Source organism: Macellibacteroides sp. (assembly GCF_050251695.1).
Lineage (GTDB): Bacteria > Bacteroidota > Bacteroidia > Bacteroidales > Tannerellaceae > Macellibacteroides > Macellibacteroides fermentans.
Genome location: NZ_JBFWMI010000012.1, coordinates 20168 through 37805, shown reverse-complemented (window position 1 = coordinate 37805; position 17638 = coordinate 20168). Strand labels below are relative to the sequence as shown.

The 17638-nt window shown below is 40.8% G+C and carries 21 protein-coding genes; 13 read left to right on the top strand and 8 right to left on the bottom strand.

The genetic code is table 11. The annotated features are described in order from the left end of the window. From AB7E53_RS03475 to AB7E53_RS03440, 8 genes are all read left to right on the top strand, one after another. On the top strand, positions 1-924 hold the full coding sequence (locus tag AB7E53_RS03475) for an NAD(P)-dependent oxidoreductase (protein ID WP_068186821.1): 924 nt from the start codon (positions 1-3) through the stop codon (positions 922-924). Positions 925-935: 11 nt separating this feature from the next. After that, positions 936-2183, top strand: coding sequence for a DUF1015 domain-containing protein (locus tag AB7E53_RS03470; protein WP_068186820.1), 1248 nt, complete (start codon positions 936-938; stop codon positions 2181-2183). A gap of 257 nt (positions 2184-2440) precedes the next feature. Continuing rightward, positions 2441-2902: a nucleoside-diphosphate kinase gene (gene ndk, locus AB7E53_RS03465; protein WP_068186818.1), complete on the top strand. Its 462-nt coding sequence runs from the start codon at positions 2441-2443 to the stop codon at positions 2900-2902. 273 nt (positions 2903-3175) lie between these two features. Continuing rightward, on the top strand, positions 3176-3625 hold the full coding sequence (locus tag AB7E53_RS03460; RefSeq protein WP_068186816.1) for a DUF4494 domain-containing protein: 450 nt from the start codon (positions 3176-3178) through the stop codon (positions 3623-3625). A gap of 5 nt (positions 3626-3630) precedes the next feature. Beyond that, positions 3631-4299: a YggS family pyridoxal phosphate-dependent enzyme gene (locus tag AB7E53_RS03455; RefSeq protein WP_446774172.1), complete on the top strand. Its 669-nt coding sequence runs from the start codon at positions 3631-3633 to the stop codon at positions 4297-4299. Positions 4300-4384: 85 nt separating this feature from the next. Continuing rightward, positions 4385-5362 carry a dihydroorotate dehydrogenase-like protein gene (locus AB7E53_RS03450; protein WP_350456629.1) on the top strand — a complete coding sequence of 326 codons (978 nt, stop codon included), beginning with the start codon at positions 4385-4387 and terminating at the stop codon, positions 5360-5362. Positions 5363-5508: 146 nt separating this feature from the next. Next, positions 5509-5874 carry a MarR family winged helix-turn-helix transcriptional regulator gene (locus tag AB7E53_RS03445; RefSeq protein WP_068186807.1) on the top strand — a complete coding sequence of 122 codons (366 nt, stop codon included), beginning with the start codon at positions 5509-5511 and terminating at the stop codon, positions 5872-5874. Between the two features lie 61 nt (positions 5875-5935). Further along, the gene (locus AB7E53_RS03440; RefSeq protein ID WP_446774170.1) at positions 5936-8392 is read left to right on the top strand and encodes a DsrE/DsrF/DrsH-like family protein; all 2457 of its coding nucleotides are present in this window, start codon (positions 5936-5938) and stop codon (positions 8390-8392) included. Positions 8393-8475: 83 nt separating this feature from the next. Here the strand turns inward: AB7E53_RS03440 and serS are convergent, their stop codons facing one another. The 8 genes from serS to rplU all read right to left on the bottom strand — a co-directional run bounded on the left by serS (position 8476) and on the right by rplU (position 14209). Then, complete coding sequence (gene serS, locus AB7E53_RS03435) at positions 8476-9747, bottom strand: serine--tRNA ligase (RefSeq protein ID WP_079682962.1); 1272 nt, start codon at positions 9745-9747, stop codon at positions 8476-8478. A 150-nt stretch (positions 9748-9897) separates the two neighbouring features. Beyond that, positions 9898-10422, bottom strand: a complete 525-nt coding sequence (locus AB7E53_RS03430) for a C40 family peptidase (RefSeq protein ID WP_350456631.1) — start codon at positions 10420-10422, stop codon at positions 9898-9900. Between the two features lie 151 nt (positions 10423-10573). Continuing rightward, the gene (locus AB7E53_RS03425) at positions 10574-11770 is read right to left on the bottom strand and encodes a DUF3570 domain-containing protein (protein ID WP_446774168.1); all 1197 of its coding nucleotides are present in this window, start codon (positions 11768-11770) and stop codon (positions 10574-10576) included. 16 nt (positions 11771-11786) lie between these two features. Then, complete coding sequence (locus AB7E53_RS03420; protein ID WP_079682959.1) at positions 11787-12005, bottom strand: DUF4266 domain-containing protein; 219 nt, start codon at positions 12003-12005, stop codon at positions 11787-11789. Then, entirely contained in the window at positions 12002-12928 is a 927-nt protein-coding gene (locus AB7E53_RS03415; protein WP_446774166.1) for an FAD:protein FMN transferase, read from the bottom strand. The genes AB7E53_RS03420 and AB7E53_RS03415 overlap by 4 nt, the downstream gene beginning before the upstream one ends. 7 nt (positions 12929-12935) lie before the next feature. After that, entirely contained in the window at positions 12936-13376 is a 441-nt protein-coding gene (locus tag AB7E53_RS03410; RefSeq protein ID WP_321719652.1) for a thioredoxin family protein, read from the bottom strand. 229 nt (positions 13377-13605) lie between these two features. Then, positions 13606-13872 carry a 50S ribosomal protein L27 gene (gene rpmA / locus AB7E53_RS03405; protein WP_079682956.1) on the bottom strand — a complete coding sequence of 89 codons (267 nt, stop codon included), beginning with the start codon at positions 13870-13872 and terminating at the stop codon, positions 13606-13608. A gap of 19 nt (positions 13873-13891) precedes the next feature. Further along, a complete protein-coding gene (gene rplU / locus AB7E53_RS03400) occupies positions 13892-14209 on the bottom strand; it encodes a 50S ribosomal protein L21 (RefSeq protein WP_068186790.1) in 318 nt (105 codons plus the stop codon). Positions 14210-14382: 173 nt separating this feature from the next. Between rplU and prmA the strand changes: the two genes are divergently transcribed. The 5 genes from prmA (at position 14383) to gap (ending at position 17602) form a co-directional block, all read left to right on the top strand. Next, the gene (prmA, locus tag AB7E53_RS03395; protein WP_421466899.1) at positions 14383-15234 is read left to right on the top strand and encodes a 50S ribosomal protein L11 methyltransferase; all 852 of its coding nucleotides are present in this window, start codon (positions 14383-14385) and stop codon (positions 15232-15234) included. Between the two features lie 92 nt (positions 15235-15326). Then, entirely contained in the window at positions 15327-15548 is a 222-nt protein-coding gene (locus AB7E53_RS03390) for a YtxH domain-containing protein (protein ID WP_079682954.1), read from the top strand. 6 nt (positions 15549-15554) lie between these two features. Further along, the gene (locus AB7E53_RS03385) at positions 15555-15962 is read left to right on the top strand and encodes a phage holin family protein (RefSeq protein ID WP_079682953.1); all 408 of its coding nucleotides are present in this window, start codon (positions 15555-15557) and stop codon (positions 15960-15962) included. Then, the gene (locus AB7E53_RS03380) at positions 15922-16293 is read left to right on the top strand and encodes a hypothetical protein (protein ID WP_179398744.1); all 372 of its coding nucleotides are present in this window, start codon (positions 15922-15924) and stop codon (positions 16291-16293) included. The genes AB7E53_RS03385 and AB7E53_RS03380 overlap by 41 nt, the downstream gene beginning before the upstream one ends. Before the next feature lie 307 nt (positions 16294-16600). Next, positions 16601-17602: a type I glyceraldehyde-3-phosphate dehydrogenase gene (gene gap / locus AB7E53_RS03375; RefSeq protein ID WP_079682951.1), complete on the top strand. Its 1002-nt coding sequence runs from the start codon at positions 16601-16603 to the stop codon at positions 17600-17602. The last annotated feature ends 36 nt before the right edge of the window (positions 17603-17638 follow it).

The following is a 17638-nucleotide window of genomic DNA, read 5'->3' as shown; positions in this document are numbered from 1 at the left end:
ATGACAAAAGTATTAATTGCAACAGATAAACCTTTTGCAGCAGTAGCTGTACAAGGAATCCGTGAAATCATGGAGGCTGCCGGTTTTGAACTGGCACTCCTTGAAAAGTATACGGAAAAAGCACAGCTGCTTGATGCTGTGAAGGATGTAGACGCGATCATTATCCGAAGCGACATTATTGATGCCGAGGTACTTGAAGCGGCCAAAAATCTAAAGATCGTGGTACGCGCTGGTGCGGGATACGACAACGTAGACCTGGATGCCGCCACGGCTCACAATGTGTGTGTAATGAACACTCCGGGACAAAATGCCAACGCTGTAGCTGAACTTGTTTTCGGTATGTTGGTATATTCTATTCGTAACCATTTCAATGGAACATCGGGTACCGAGCTGCTTACCAAGAAATTAGGTATTCTGGCTTATGGTAACGTGGGCCGCAACGTTGCACGTATCGCTAAAGGTTTCGGTATGAAGGTATATGCTTACGATGCTTTCTGTCCGGCTGCCATCATCGAGAACGACGGAGTAAAGGCTCTTGGTTCTACCGAAGAGTTGTTTGAAAAATGCCAGGTGGTTTCTTTGCATATTCCGGCTACTCCCGAAACAAAGAATTCGATCAACTTCGATCTGATGTCTAAAATGCCCAAGGGAGCTACTATTGTCAACACGGCTCGTAAAGAGGTGGTTGACGAGGCTGGATTGGTTAAGATGTTTGAAGAGCGTCCGGATTTTGTTTACCTCACCGATATCAAGCCATCCAACGACGCCGAATTGGCCGAAAAATACGGTGCACGCTATTTCGGAACTCCGAAAAAGATGGGTGCCCAGACTGCCGAGGCCAATATCAATGCTGGTATTGCAGCAGCTAAGCAGATTGTTGAATTCATTGCAAACGGAGTTCGCAAGTATCAGGTAAATAAATAAAAAAGATAACCATGGCAATTATTAAACCGTTTAAGGGAATTAGACCCCCGCAGGCTTTAATTGAGCAAGTGGCTTCACGCCCTTACGACGTACTGAATTCTGAAGAGGCCCGCAAAGAGGCTGAAGGGAACGAGAAATCGTTGTATCACATCATCAAACCGGAGATCGATTTTCCGGTGGGTACTGATGAGCACGATGAAGCTGTTTATCAAAAAGCAGCAGAGAATTTTGCCAAGTTCCAAAAAAACGGATGGTTGGTACAAGACGAAAAAGAACAGTATTATGTATATGCGCAAACTATGAACGGCCGTACCCAGTACGGACTGGTGGTTTGTGCTTATGTGGACGACTACATGAAGGGTAACATCAAAAAGCATGAGCTTACCCGTCGCGACAAGGAAGAAGACCGCATGAAGCATGTACGTATAAACAATGCTAACATAGAACCTGTGTTTTTCGCTTATCCCGACAATGCCGAACTGGATGCACTGGTAAAGAAATATACGGCTCAGACGCCGGTTTATGATTTTGTTGCTGCACACGACGGATTTGGTCACCAGTTCTGGATTATCGACAACGAGGCTGATATGGCCCGTATCACGGAACTGTTTGCCGCTATGCCTTCGCTGTACATTGCCGACGGTCATCACCGTTCGGCCGCGGCCGCATTGGTAGGTGCCGAAAAAGCTCAACAAAATCCAAATCATACAGGTAAGGAAGAGTACAACTATTTTATGGCTGTATGTTTCCCCGCTGATCAGCTTACTATCATCGACTACAACCGTGTGGTTAAAGATCTGAACGGTCTGACCGACGAAGAGTTTCTTGCAAAAGTTGCCGAAAACTTTGTAGTGGAAGAAAAAGGAGAGGCTATTTACAAGCCCGGCCAGCTTCACAACTTCGCATTGTATCTGTCTGGTAAATGGTACTCACTTACGGCAAAACAGGGAACTTACAACGATAACGATCCCATCGGTGTACTGGATGTAACCATCTCTTCCAATCTTATTTTGGATGAAATTCTTGGTATCAAGGATCTCCGGTCCGACAAGCGTATCGATTTTGTAGGCGGTATTCGTGGTTTAGGTGAATTGAAGCAACGGGTGGACAGTGGCGAAATGCGTGTGGCTCTGGCATTGTATCCCGTATCAATGAAGCAATTGATCGACATTGCCGACACCGGCAACATCATGCCTCCTAAAACAACCTGGTTCGAGCCTAAGCTCCGTTCGGGTCTGGTGATTCATTCACTCGATTAAGGAATAAGATTTATATCGGGTACGGAAGCTGCCCTAAACGCTTCCCGCAAACATAAACAAATTTAAGGTCGTGCGATAGGTCATTTTTGACCTTCGCACGACCTTTTCGTTCCGGCTTTGGCTATATTTCCAGGCTTTTCTTCAAAATAAATCAAATTTATCACTCAAATTCTAAACAAACTATTTGGAACCATAGCCAAAAAAGGTATCTTTGGCGCGAAGAATTAACCGTCTAAATATTCTAATATAAAATTGTTATGGAACGAACACTTGTTATTCTAAAACCTTGTACTATACAGCGAGGTTTGATTGGAGAAATCATCTCACGATTTGAAAAAAAAGGATTAAGACTTGTAGGCGCGAAAATGATTTGGCTTACAGATGAGATTCTTAAAGAACACTATGCACATTTACTTGATAAGCCGTTTTTTGGTAGAATCAAAGATGCTATGGAAGTTTGTCCTGTTATTGTTTGTTGCTGGGAAGGCGTGGATGCTGTTCAGGTTGTAAGAACTATATCCGGACCTACAAACGGGCGAATCGCTCAACCGGGAACCATCAGAGGAGATTATAGCATGAGTATACAGGAAAACATGGTTCACGCATCCGACTCTATCGAAACAGCAAAAATCGAATTGAATCGTTTCTTTGATCCTTCAGAGATATTTGATTACAAACGTCTTTGCTTTTCAAGCCTTTATGCGATTGATGAGGTTTGATTTTATCAAACGAAAACAACCGGGAAAGAAATAAAAGCTTTCTAACTCCGGTTGCTATCTCATGCAATTCATCCTGTTCTCACGAATTGGATGATCATTCTCTTTACTAATCTTAAAAATCTAATACCATGAAAAACACTATACTGTATATTTATAACATACGGGTGTACGGAATAGTTTAATTGTTTTTCATGTTTTAAGTTGGATTATTTAAGGATAGCAGCTACTTTTGTGTGCTGTTTTAGTAATAAACAATCCATAAAAAAATTGAATATGCATAATTGGTTTGAGTGTAAGGTAACTTACGAGAAGATGATGGAAAACGGGATGCAGAAGAAAGTAACGGAACCTTACTTGGTTGATGCCTTGTCGTTTACAGAAGCCGAAGCTCGGATTATCGAAGAGATCCAGCCCTATATTACAGGCGATTTCACTGTAGCTGATATCAAGCGCGCCAAGATTTCGGAGCTTTTCTTCAATGAGGCCGGCGACCGCTTCTTTAAGTTTAAGGTTTACTTCATCACGCTTGACGAAAAGAGTGGCGCAGAGAAGAAGACTGCTGTCAATATGCTTGCACAGGCTTGTACCCTGAAAGAGGCTATTGCGGTTCTGGAAGAGGGCATGAAGAGCACTATGGCTGATTATTCCATCGGATCTGTTGCCGAAACCATGCTGATGGATGTATTTCCTTTTGCTGTTGACGATACAAAAGAGGCTCGTTAACCGACATGAGCATATCGTCTAACATAAAACAGTTACAAGCGTCTATCCCTGAAGGGGTAACGCTTGTTGCTGTTTCAAAGTTTCATCCTGTGGAAGCTTTGCAGGAAGCCTATGCTGCCGGTCAGCGTGTTTTTGGAGAAAACAAAGCACAGGAACTGCTTTTAAAACAGGAAGTGATGCCAAAAGACATTCAGTGGCACTTTATAGGGCATCTGCAAAGTAATAAAGTAAAAACAATTGCTCCGTTTATTCATACGATCCACAGTATTGATTCTGCTAAATTATTACAGGAGGTGGACAAGCAGGCTGCCAGGTTTAACCGCACCATACGCGTTTTACTACAGATTTACATCGCACGGGAAGATACTAAATTCGGACTTAGCTTTGAAGAGTGCATCGAATTACTGGAAAGTGGCCTTATTGCCGACTGTAAGCATGTAGAGGTTTGCGGATTGATGGGCATGGCCACCAATACCGACAACGAAACTCAAATCTGTGATGAATTTGCCAAACTGAATACGTTCTTTAAAACAGTAAAAGCATCATACTTTTCAACCCAGGATTCCTTCCGGGAAATTTCAATGGGAATGAGCCACGATTATAAGCTTGCCATTGCGGAAGGGAGCACAATGATACGCGTTGGAAGCAGTATTTTTGGGGAACGCTCTTACTAGTTTTAACCTTATTAAATAGCTTGCCTGTTTTTTGGTTAGGATTAATGGTTATCTTTGTAAACTTGAACTAAAATAAATCGGGATCATGATTGACTTGAAAACTGAATATGCCGGATTAAAACTTCGTAATCCGCTAATAGCCGGAAGCTCCGGCCTGACAAACAATCCGGAAAGAAATAAAGAATTTGAAAAGGCTGGTGTAGGCGCCATTGTGTTGAAATCACTCTTTGAAGAGCAAATTGAGATGCAGTCGTCCAACCTTTTAAAGGATTCCGACTATCCGGAAGCATCAGACTATGTACAGGAATATGTAAAGGTGAATCAGGTAAACGAATACCTCGAACTTATCAAAAAAACAAAAGCATTGTGTACAATTCCAATTATTGCCAGCATCAATTGCTATAAAGCCGATAACTGGATTGACTTTGCCCGTCAGATTGAACTTGCCGGAGCCGACGCTCTGGAGCTAAACGTTTTTTACCTGGAAACATCCCTCACCCACGATTATTATAAGATGCAGACGACGTATGTCAACATTATACGTAAGGTAAAGGAGACAGTTCGTATTCCGATCATTATCAAAATAGGAAAGAACTTTGCCAACATACCTGCACTTGTAAACACCTTGAAGGTTAATGGTGCTGATGCTGTGGTGTTGTTTAACCGCTACTACCAGCCGGATATAGACATCAATACGATGCAGATTGTTTCGGGCAATGTATTCAGTAACCATTCGGACCTGAGTGATACCTTGCGGTGGACTGGTATCGTAAGCGGACAAATCCCGGGAATTAATATTGCCGCCTCAACCGGTGTGCACGATTGGGAAGATGTGATTAAGTGCTTACTTGCAGGAGCATCCACTGTACAGCTAACCAGTGCTTTGTATACGCACGGATCCGAAATTATCTCGCAGATCCTTACCTGCATTGAGGAATGGATGCATCAGTCGCGCATTAAAACCATCGAAGAATTCCGTGGTAAATTAAATTATAAAAATATTAGTGATCCGTCTCGCTACGAACGTGCTCAGTTTATGAAGTACTTTTCAAACCGCGATTAATACGGATTAATCCATAAAAAGGGCAGTTCAACTAAATGAACTGCCCTTTTTTATATATAGCTAACAATTATTTGAAATATTTTCCACTAAAAATTATTACATTAAAGAATATATGTTTATCTTTGCAACGAATTAATAGGAATAGTATGGAACCAATTTGTGTAATTAAAGATATATATAAGACCTTGTACCAGTTCGAAAAGGATTTTCTGGATGCGTACGAACTTACAATCAATGAGGCAATGCTGCTTTGTTGCCTGAAAGACGGCGAATGTAAGTCGGCCGGACTGATATGCGACTTTATCGGATTGTCTAATTCGAGGGTATCTAAAATTATCACTTCGGTTGAAGACAAAGGTTTAATAAACAGAACTATATGCAAAGAAGACAAACGTCAGATGATATTTGAATTGTCTGAAACCGGCAAAACTAAAGTAGCTCAGATGATGACAGCCGAACTTCAGATTGAAAGTCTGTTTGAAAAGCTTACAGAATGTATGAAAAGGGATTAATTCCCTTTTTTTACCCATTTATTTTCCATTACAAACTATTAGCATTACAAATTATAAATATATGAAGTATCTTATTATCGGAGGTGTAGCCGGAGGGGCTACGGTAGCAGCCCGTTTGCGAAGAATGGATGAACAGGCTGAGATCATTCTTTTTGAACGCGGAGCCTATGTTTCGTATGCAAACTGCGGACTCCCCTACTATATTGGTGATACCATTACCCAGCGCGACAATCTTTTCGTTCAGACAGCTCAGGGATTTACAGCTCGCTTTAATATCGACATCCGTACAAAACAAGAGGTTGTTGCCATTCAGCCCCAAGGCAAAACGGTGTTGGTAAAGAATCTGGTAACAAACGAAACTTATTCTGAAGTATACGACAAGCTGGTACTATCGCCGGGGGCCGAGCCCATTCGTCCGCGAGTTGACGGAATATCCGGTAACCGTATCTTTACACTACGAAATGTGCCGGACACCGATACGATTAAAGGATATATAAACACAATTAAACCCAAAAGGGCCTTGGTGATTGGGGGTGGTTTTATAGGTTTGGAAATGGCCGAGAACCTTCATGAACTGGGTATCGAAGTAGGTGTTATTGAGATGGCCAACCAGGTTATGGCTCCGCTGGATTATTCGATGGCCGCCATCGTTCATCATCATATGGTTGAAAACAACGTATCCTTATATCTTGGTGATGGCGTTGCAAGCTTCAAAGAAACAGAAAACGGGGTTGCCGTAGTATTGGCCAGCGGCAAAGAGCTGGAAACAGATATGGTGATACTAAGTATCGGGGTTCGTCCGGAAACTCTTCTTGCCAAGGAGGCAGGTCTTGCTCTTGGTAAACTGGGAGGAATTGAAGTGAATGAATATATGCAGACTTCAGATCCGGATATTTATGCATTGGGTGATGCCGTTGAGGTAACTCATCTTGTTACCGGTAGTAAAGCATTGATTCCGCTGGCAGGTCCTGCAAATAAACAGGGACGTATCGTTGCCGACAACATCGTTTATGGAAATAAGAAGGTATACGAAGGTTCAATCGGCACATCCATTGCGAAGATATTTCATCTTACTGTCGCTGCAGCCGGAGCCAACAGTAAATTACTAGCCAAAGAGGGTATTCCTTACCATGAATCGTTTACCCACAGCGGATCGCATGCTGGCTATTATCCGGGTGCCCTTTCTTTATCCATCAAGATATTATTTGCTCCAAAGACAGGCAAACTTCTGGGTGCGCAGGTGGTAGGTTTTGATGGAGTTGACAAACGTATCGAGATGTTGGCTCAGGTTATCCGTAACAATGGTACTGTATACGATTTAATGGAGTTGGAACATGCCTATGCTCCTCCCTACTCGTCGGCTAAAGATCCGGTTAATATGGCTGGTTTTGTAGCAGAAAATATCCTTACCGGTAAAGTAAAGACGGCTCAGTGGAGAGACATAGAGGGTCTATCGAAAGAGGCTCTTATCGTAGACGTACGTACACGGGAGGAATTTGCATTGGGTTCCATACCCGGATCTGTGAATATTCCGGTGGATGAACTACGCAGCCGTCTTCCAGAGCTTCCGCTGGATAAAGACATAGTGGTTACTTGTGCTGTTGGATTACGTGGTTATGTTGCTTACCGTATTCTGGTTCAGAATGGATACGAAAGGGTAAGAAACTTATCCGGTGGATACAAAACATGGTCGTTGGCCCGTATCGAACCGAATATAAATCAGCACATCACCTCAAAGCCGGCTAACGAAGACGGTACAGAAGAGGTTGTTATTCCGGCTCTGAAGGAAATAAAAGAGTTGAAAATGATTGATGCCTGCGGGTTACAATGTCCGGGACCGGTTATGCAGCTAAAAAAGAACTATGGAGAAATAGGTTTGGGCGAGCAATTACACATTACCGCAACCGATCCTGGCTTTGCCAAGGATGTGGTGGCGTGGTGCAAAATTACCGGAGCCAACTTACTGTCGGTCGAAAACAAGGCCGGTGTTATTCACGCAACGATTGAAAAAACAGAATCTCAAAATCAGAATAAAATGATAAGTAACGGAGATAATAAAACCTTCATCGTGTTCAGCGATGATTTAGATAAAGCACTCGCCTCATTTGTAATTGCCAACGGGGCAGCCTCTACTGGAAAGAAAGTGAGTATGTTCTTTACTTTCTGGGGACTAAACGTAATCAAGAAACGTGAAAAACCTTCGGTAGCAAAAGATATTTTTGGCAAGATGTTCGGCATGATGTTGCCTTCGCACAGCGGTAAGCTGAAACTATCCAAATTAAATATGGGTGGAGCCGGTAGCTGGATGATGCGCCTGATCATGAAAAACAAAAAGATATCCAGTCTGGAAGAATTGATGCAACAGGCCGTTGACAATGGAGTGGAGATGATTGCCTGTACCATGAGTATGGATGTGATGGGCGTAAAAGAGGAAGAACTATTGGACAACGTTGTTTACGGAGGGGTGGCTTCTTATCTGGAACGTGCAGAAGAATCGAATGTGAATCTCTTTATCTAGTAATTACCAGCATAGTTGTAATAAAAGGAAAAGGGTTGTCCGCTGCGGACAACCCTTTATTATTTTGCATACTTCAAAGAAGCTTATTTAATCATATCGAAACCTGTGTAAGGTACCAATGCTTTTGGTATACGGATACCCTCGGGAGTCTGGTTGTTTTCCAACAATGCCGCAACGATACGTGGTAAAGCAAGGGCACTACCGTTCAACGTGTGACAAAGCTGCGTCTTCTTGCTGGCATCGCGGTAACGACATTTCAGTCGGTTTGCCTGATAGCTCTCAAAGTTGGATACGGAACTCACTTCCAACCAACGTTCTTGTGCTGCAGAATATACCTCGAAGTCGAACGTGATGGCCGATGTGAAACTCATATCGCCTCCACATAAGCGCAAAATACGCCAGGGGAGTTCCAGTTTTTCTACCAACGATTGTACGTAATCTACCATTTCCTTCAATGATTCATAAGAATGCTCGGGAGTATCGATGCGAACAATCTCTACCTTGTCGAACTGATGCAGACGGTTCAATCCGCGAACATCCTTGCCGTATGAGCCTGCTTCGCGACGGAAACAAGCCGAATAGGCTGTGTTCTTGATAGGTAATTCAGATTCGTTCAATATCACATCACGGTAAATATTGGTTACCGGAACTTCGGCTGTTGGTATCAGGTACAGATCGTCAAGCGTAGCGTGGTACATCTGTCCCTCTTTATCGGGAAGCTGACCGGTACCATAACCCGAGTCGGCATTTACTACATAAGGAGGTTGTATCTCCAAATAGCCGGCTTCGCGCGCATTATCCAAAAAGAAATTAATGAGCGCACGCTGCAAACGGCAACCATATCCTTTATATACAGGGAAACCTGCACCGGTTATCTTAACACCCAATTCGAAATCGATCAGGTCGTATTTCTTACACAAATCCCAGTGAGGAACTGCACCTTCGTGTAATTGAGGAACTACTCCGCCACTCTTTTCGCATAGATTATCTTCCGCTGCACGACCTTCGGGTACTGAATCGTGAGGCAAGTTGGGAACCAGTACCAACAGATTGTTCATCTCCTGCTCTGCTGCGGTTTTAGCGGCATCCAGCTCTTTGTTACCTTCTTTCATCTCGGCAACTTTAGCTCGGGCTTGCTCCGCCTCTTCCTTCTTTCCCTCTTTCATCAGGGCACCGATTGTTTTCGATAAGTTATTCAACGTAGCCAAATTCTCATCCAAAACCGACTGTGTAGTACGTCTTGTTTTATCTAACTCGATAATTTTACCGATAATCTCTTTCGCATCAAAATGCTTTTTGGCCAACCTGCGGATTACTTCGTCCGGGTTTTCCGTAATTACTTTAAGCGTCAACATACTTTATCTATGCTTTTTAATTGAGCTACAAAGTTAAACAAATTATAGAGAACATACTATTTAAACAACAAATGAAAAAAAACTTTATATGAACTTTACGGAAATCGATACAGCACAACAATATCAATTGGCAATGAACCAAGGGACACGTTACTTAACCCTCCCGGCAGCCACCCAGGTACGCAGATAGTAAGGTTCACTCAAGCTGCTCACCATCACCCCCCGTGAGGTGCTGGTATGAATAAATTTGCCATTTTTAAGGTAGATACCGGAGTGATTGGGACTCTTTTTCCGTCCACCTTCCGTCCGGAAGAATACGAGATCTCCTTCCTTTAGCTCATCACGGGAAATTTTCCTGCAGTCGTGTTTCAGCATATCAGCCGAAGAACGTGATAGTTGGCGACCGTACACCTGTTCGTAGAGAATAGATACAAAGCCGGAACAATCGACTCCCTGCTTATTTGATCCGCCATAACGATGAGGAACTCCCAACCATTTAGCACCTTCCGCATAAAGCATTTCATTATCGGAGGAAGTAATACGCATACCATATATCTGAGAAAGGTTATCAGAGGTTATCGGCTCCTTTTCCACTTGCTTTTTGGTTCCACAAGCTACTAGCAGTAAACAAAAGAGTAAAGGGGAGAGTTTATAGATTTGTTTAATCGGATTCATACATAGAAGGTTTAATACAAATATATGCAAAAATAATAACTTCCATACTTTGTAGAACTATATTGTTCTGCAAAATGCGGAAGTTATTGCCATATTGCATAGAGAGTTGTATCCTCTATACAGGTTTTGCTTTGCAACAAAAGAAACCGGACTATTTAAACTTAAGAGCCAGGGTTATCAGATGCGAAGTAAGATCCGTACTTCGATTGTAGTAACTATATCTTAACTCTACCACATTAAGCTTTTTAACCCCCATAAGTCCATTTGCCGAAACCATGCGAAAATTGAGTCCGAACAGGTGACTTGTAAATTTTGACAAATCGTAATCGCTGGTATAAAATTCACTGTTATCAGACAACAAATGTTCCTTGTAAGGTTTAAAATAGTCTACTCCGGATTGACTGTAAAAGCGATAAAATGGAGCAACCGAAACAAAGGGTGTAATTTTGTATGGTATTTCCAGTTCGGCGGTATGCGCCGTTAAATTCCAGCTATCGGTATAAAAACGATAAAAGCTTCGAAGAATAAATTTATCTCCCAGAAAATAGTTCGCCCTAAGTCCCACTGGTAACTTAAACCGGTTATCTGGCAACTTTTCAGAATAGGCATTATTGCCATTATCCCCAAAATACACCCGCTGATAGGCTGTACCCAGTAATCCGGTCTGATATCCGATGTCTGTAAGAATAGAAACCTGAAGCCGTTGATTTACCACTTGACTAAGACCTAAAGCCAGGTTATAGGAATTACGAGGGGCATTATCTCCTTGTTTGTATTTAAAATTGGTCTCAATATTACGGAGTTCTACCGGGAGTATCACACTCCACGTATCAAGAAAAACGGATGCCTTAGCAGAGAATTCCCTGTTTTTATCCTTCGTCGCCTTCGCAAAAAGGACATTAGCTCCAATGGATGTATAATCGAACTCCTGCGAAAAAGAGACTCCACCACCTAATGCTGTATTATTTTTTGCATTTTCTTTAAGATAGTTGAGCGAGGGAGAAATGCGTACATCTTTACTTGATGCTGATGAAATGGTTGTAGGATCAATTTTGTCGGAAGAGGCAGAGCTGTAAACATCAATACCTAATTCAACGCCAAACGTATGCTTATTATTTTTCTTATCAAACCGGCTTAATTGCAAATCGATCGAGTTGCCAAAATCGTCTAACTTTTCGCTACCGATACCTCCTGTAACAGCCGAATTATTACCATCTTGATGATAGTAACTCGTAATAAAATTAACTTCATCGATTTTTAGCTTCCGGTTACTCGTGCTATCATTCTGCGCCTTAGCAACATTCAAACACATTACCAGTGCTGCAACTGTAATTACTATTTTCTTCATACTTTGTTTCTATTACTTAATTACAACCACAACCACCGCCAGTTCTGCCACCATTACCGCCCGAGGCTCCCTCTCTATACAATAAAAAGTTGTTTTGAAATTTCTCTATCTTCTGACTTGAAAGTACCATTTCAGCATCGTTAATCCTTGATTTCTGGTATGGTTTTACGGTTGTACAGGAAGAAAGCAGAATCACACAACATGCAAACACAATGCAAACTACTTTTTTATTCATTTTATAAGTTTAATATTATTTGATACAAATAACTTATTATTATCGTCTATAAGGATACATTCGATTCCTTTAATCTGATTGATAAGATTCAACCCTTCGGCAACACCTAAAATATTTATGGGCGTTGCCATCGCATCGGCAAGTTCGGCATTGGTAGTAATAATTGTGACACTTTTTATTCCCTTGATGGGATATCCGGTTTTAGGATTGATGGTATGAGAATACAACTGATTATCAATCATCACAAATTTTTCATAATTACCGGAAGTGGCAATCGATTTGTTTGTGATATTAATCGTAGAAAAAAATGAATGTTTCAAATTCGGATTGGCAATACCGATGGTCCAGGGTGATCCATCTTCTTGATAACCCCAGGCATTTAAATCGCCCGAAGCACTTACAATCCCACTGCTTACCCCTATCCCAAGCATAACCCGTTTAGCGCAATCGGCTGCATACCCTTTGCCAATTCCACCAAATCCAATACGCATACCTTTATTTTTAAGAAAGATCGTTCTATCTTCATTGTTTAAAATGATGTTCCGGTAGTCAATCAAATGAACAGATTTCTTTGCATCTGCGGGATTGGGTAATGAGGTCATCTCTTGATTGAAATTCCAAAAATCTTTATCAAGAGAACCATAAGAAAGGTCAAAATAACCTTGGGTAAGAGCGGATATTTTTTGAGCCCTGTAAACTAAACTAAAAAACTCTTCCGGGACTTCAACTGGTTTTTTGCCGGCATTTTCATTTACCTTATTTGTTACACTATCGTCGCTGAAGGTTGTGAACAATTTCTCTATGCGCTTAACCTCATCAATAGCACATGCTATCTGGTCTTTTCCTAAACGTTCGTTTTCGCTTAATGCGATAAATTCAAACGCATTCCCCATTAACTTGGTTTGCACCTTTACCAAATTCATTCCCGGCTTATTTAATGTGCTGATTTATCTCATATATATAGTCAGAAACTGCCAACTTCTTATTGTATCCATCCCAGGTATAGAGTACATTTCCGTCAGCATTGAGCAACGCCATAAAAGGGAAAAGTCCATCCGGGTTATATTTTTCTGCAAGTTTATCATTCCACTCCTGTTGTTCTTTTGATAGTTGATTCTTTTTCTGACGTGGAAAATCGGCATTGAGTAAAATAAGTTTTTCGTTGGCAAATGATATAAACTCCTGGGTGTCATAGATTGATTTTTTCAGCATGATGCAGGGTCCGCACCAATCTGAGCCCGAAAATTTAACTAAAATCAATTTATTCTCACTCCTTGCCTGGGTCTGTGCCTCATTCAGATTTGCAACCTGTGCATTAACACTTGAAGCGATAAATATAACAAAGAATATAAAGGCAATCCTTTTAATCATAATAAAATAGTTTATAAGTACAGACAATATAATAAATTGAATGTATAACCTATTTTCCTATAATATTGTTGAATTGAAAGATGTTAATTATTTATCCTTAACATCTGCAGTTTTTCACCTTATATATCATCCCTATTGATATGGCATACAGAAGCAACATTAAAGCATAAAAAAAGCAGGATATTCAATGGATGAATACCCTGCTTTTTGTTTTTTAGCGAAAGATATGTTATGCTTCAGCTTTGATTTCTTCAACTGAAACAAATGATCTGTTATCTTTTCTCTTACGGAATTTTACAACACCGTCTACCAAAGCATACAACGTGTGGTCTTTACCAATACCAACGTTTTCACCCGGATGATGTTGTGTTCCTCTCTGACGGATAAGAATGTTACCGGCTTTAGCAACTTCACCACCAAAGATTTTAACGCCTAATCGTTTACTTTGTGATTCACGGCCGTTCTTCGAACTACCTACACCTTTTTTATGTGCCATTTTCTTTCCTTTTTAATCGTTATGCAACAATTTCTTTAACACTCACTTCAGTGAACTGCTGACGGTGACCGTTCAACTTACGGTAACCTTTTCTTCTTTTCTTGTGGAAAATCAGAACTTTGTCACCCTTTACAAGCGGAGAAAGAACTTCGCAAACAACCTTTGCTCCCTCTACAGTAGGAAGACCTACTTTTACATCACCATTGTTGTCGACCAACAAAACTTTGTCAAACTCAACAACTGCTCCACCTTCAACATTCTGAATGTGGTGAACAAACAATTTTTTGCCTTCTTCGGCTTTAAACTGCTGACCGTTAATTTCTACGATTACGTACATCTGTCTTTTAATTATACAGGTTATCTCCCGGGGGTGGATGCCTCTTCAGGCTTCGCTTATTTACCCTCTGCAGAATTCAGACTGCAAAAGTAGTACAAGTTTGTAAAACAAACAAACTTTGCCAAACTTTTTTCACTACCTTTGTACGCGTAAAACATTAAATAAGAAGCAGTATGAACTATTACGAAGTACAATTTACATATACATCTCCTATAGATACCGAAATTATAAACGATGTGCTTGCTTCCGAATTGGGTGAAATTGGCTTTGAAAGCTTTACTTCAAACGAAAACGGACTAACAGCTTATATATCAGAGAAACTTTACGATACGGAAGCTATTAAAGATAAAATTACCTCTTTTCCTCTGGGGCCTGTAACTTTCGCTTACATCGAAAAGTTTATTGTAAGCAAAAACTGGAACGAAGCATGGGAGAAGAATTACTTCCAACCCATCCGGATCGGAAATGAATGTATCATACGAGCTTCATTCCACGAAGCGGTTCCGGATATTACTCATACCATCATCATAGATCCGAAGATGGCTTTTGGGACCGGGAATCATGAAACAACCTTTCTTATGATCAGCGAGATACTCAAACTCGATCTTGAAGGCAAAGAGGTACTTGATATGGGATGCGGAACAGCAGTATTAGCCATTCTTGCCGCGAAAAAAGGGGCGTCGCGCATTGAGGCTGTAGACATCGACGAGTGGGCATATAACAATGCACTTGAGAATATTGCAACAAATCATACGCCTAACGTAAGCATTCATTTAGGGGGAGCCGAGAAAATTGCAGAACTTGGCAGATTCGATTTTGTTTTTGCCAATATAAACCGAAATATTTTATTGAACGATATGGCATCCTACAGCGCCTGCATGAAGCCGGGAAGCATCTTGTATATGAGTGGGTTTTATAGTGAAGACATTCCGGTTATAGCGGAATCTTGCACAAACAACGGATTAAAATTAGTTTCGTTCAACGAAAAAAATAATTGGGTCGCCGTACGTGTCGAAAAACAATAATCCAGAAAATTATCTATAAAAATCGCCGGGACATTGAACTAACCCGTAAAAAAAAAGGTTACAATAGTAGTAACTCTTAAAATAGACAAGTTATGAAAAGTATCGATTCAAAATTGTTATTGGGATTAGTTGTTGGCGCTGCAGTAGGTGCCGCTGTTGGTTATTTGGTAGCAACCGATAAGAAGGAACAAATACTGGATGAGCTAAACAATGTAGTTGGCAAGGTAAAAGAAGGCTTCAGTGGTGCAATGGCCAAAATCAAAGAAGCCAAAGGCGGTTGTGAAAAGGCGGTTGAAGATGTAGTTTCCGAATAAGCAATTATGGGAAAAGACGCAGAACAAATCTTCCGGAAGCTTAAAGAGGATCTATCAGCTTATGTGGAGTTGAAAGTTGAACTCCTAAAGTTAACTGCATACGAAAGGACGGGGAAATTGGTCTCCGTTCTTTCGTATGGTTTAATTTTACTGTTTCTGGCTTTCTTCGCCATTTTATTTATTTTCCTTGCCCTGGGATTCTTTTTAGGCGATATTCTGGACAATGTGGCAGGAGGTTTTGCTATCGTAGCATTACTCTATATGATATTATTTGCCATTATCATTTTCAACAAAAACAAAATTAGTGAAGCAATTGTAAATGAAATAATTTCTGTACTTACAGCAATTGAAGATAAAAAAAAGGAGTCCGACAATGAACAAACAACAGACACCGCTGGAGAAACTGATTTCTGACAAAAACCGGTTACAGGAACGTTGCCTTTTACAGGAACAAAAATTAAATGCAGACTTTACCTATATACAGGAAAATGCAGCATCACTTTTATTGTCTGGATTCTCTGCACTGGTTTTTCCTAAACAAAAGCAGGCGTCACCCAATACCGGGCAAACGGCCTATACTAAAGAAGACCAAAATATTGAGACACTTGGTCTGACTGATATATTGTCTCTGGGCAGGAGTATGATGCCGGTGGCATGGGATATTATCAAGCCGATTCTTATCTCTTGGGGAATTAAAAAAGCCGGTTCTGTTTTATCCAAAGTTCTCTTTAAGAAAAAAATGTAATCCATACCATTAATTTATGTTATAGGACATATTTTTTTATCTGAATAAGCATAAATAAACAAAAAACATCCTACCTTTGCATACGAGATAACTTCTGTAATACAAAGAATGAAATATGGAGAAACAAAGTAAAATCTGGGTGTTGTGTCTATTGATGTTAGTTGTGTTTGCGTCTTGTGCCACTCCTTGTGGCTGTTGATGATAAGTTACAATTTGCATTCGTTTTGTACATTGTTACTTTGCATATATTACAGAAATCACTAATTTTGCGTAGTTTTTTTAAAAACCCAAATAAAGATTTATAAAAATGATTAAAGTAGGTATTAACGGTTTCGGCCGTATCGGACGTTTAGTTTTCCGTGCTGCTCAATCTAAGAGCGATGTTCAAATTGTAGGTATCAACGACTTGATCGACGTAGATTACATGGTTTACATGTTGAAATACGATTCAGTTCACGGCCAGTTTGATGGTACAGTTGAAGTTAAGGATGGTAACTTGGTTGTAAACGGAAACGTAATCCGTGTTACTGCTGAAAGAAATCCGGCTGATTTGAAATGGGATGCTGTAGGTGCAGAATATGTTGTTGAATCAACTGGTCTTTTCCTTACAGAAGAAAAAGCAAACGCTCACATCCAGGCTGGTGCTAAGTATGTAGTAATGTCTGCTCCTTCAAAAGATGCTACTCCTATGTTCGTTATGGGTGTTAACAACGATACTTATGCTGGTCAGAAGATCGTTTCTAACGCTTCTTGTACAACTAACTGTTTGGCTCCTTTGGCTAAGGTTATCAACGATAAATTTGGTATCGTTGAAGGTTTGATGACTACAGTACACGCTACAACAGCTACTCAAAAGACTGTTGACGGTCCTTCTGCTAAGGACTGGAGAGGTGGTCGTGCTGCTGGTGGCAACATTATCCCTTCTTCTACAGGTGCTGCTAAGGCTGTAGGTAAAGTAATTCCTCAGTTGAACGGTAAACTTACAGGTATGGCTTTCCGTGTTCCAACTTTGGACGTTTCTGTTGTTGACTTGACAGTTCGTTTGGAAAAAGCTGCTACTTACGAAGAAATCAAAGCTGCTATCAAATCAGCTTCTGAAAACGAAATGAAGGGTATCCTTGGTTATACTGAAGATGCTGTTGTTTCTACAGACTTCACTGGCGACGCTCGTACTTCTATCTTTGATGCAGAAGCAGGTATCGCATTGAACGGAAACTTCGTTAAATTGGTTAGCTGGTATGACAATGAGTGGGGTTATTCAAACAAGGTTGTTGAATTGATCCAGCACATGGCTAAAGTAAACGCATAATCATCGTATTATATAGTTTCAAAGCCACATCCTCCG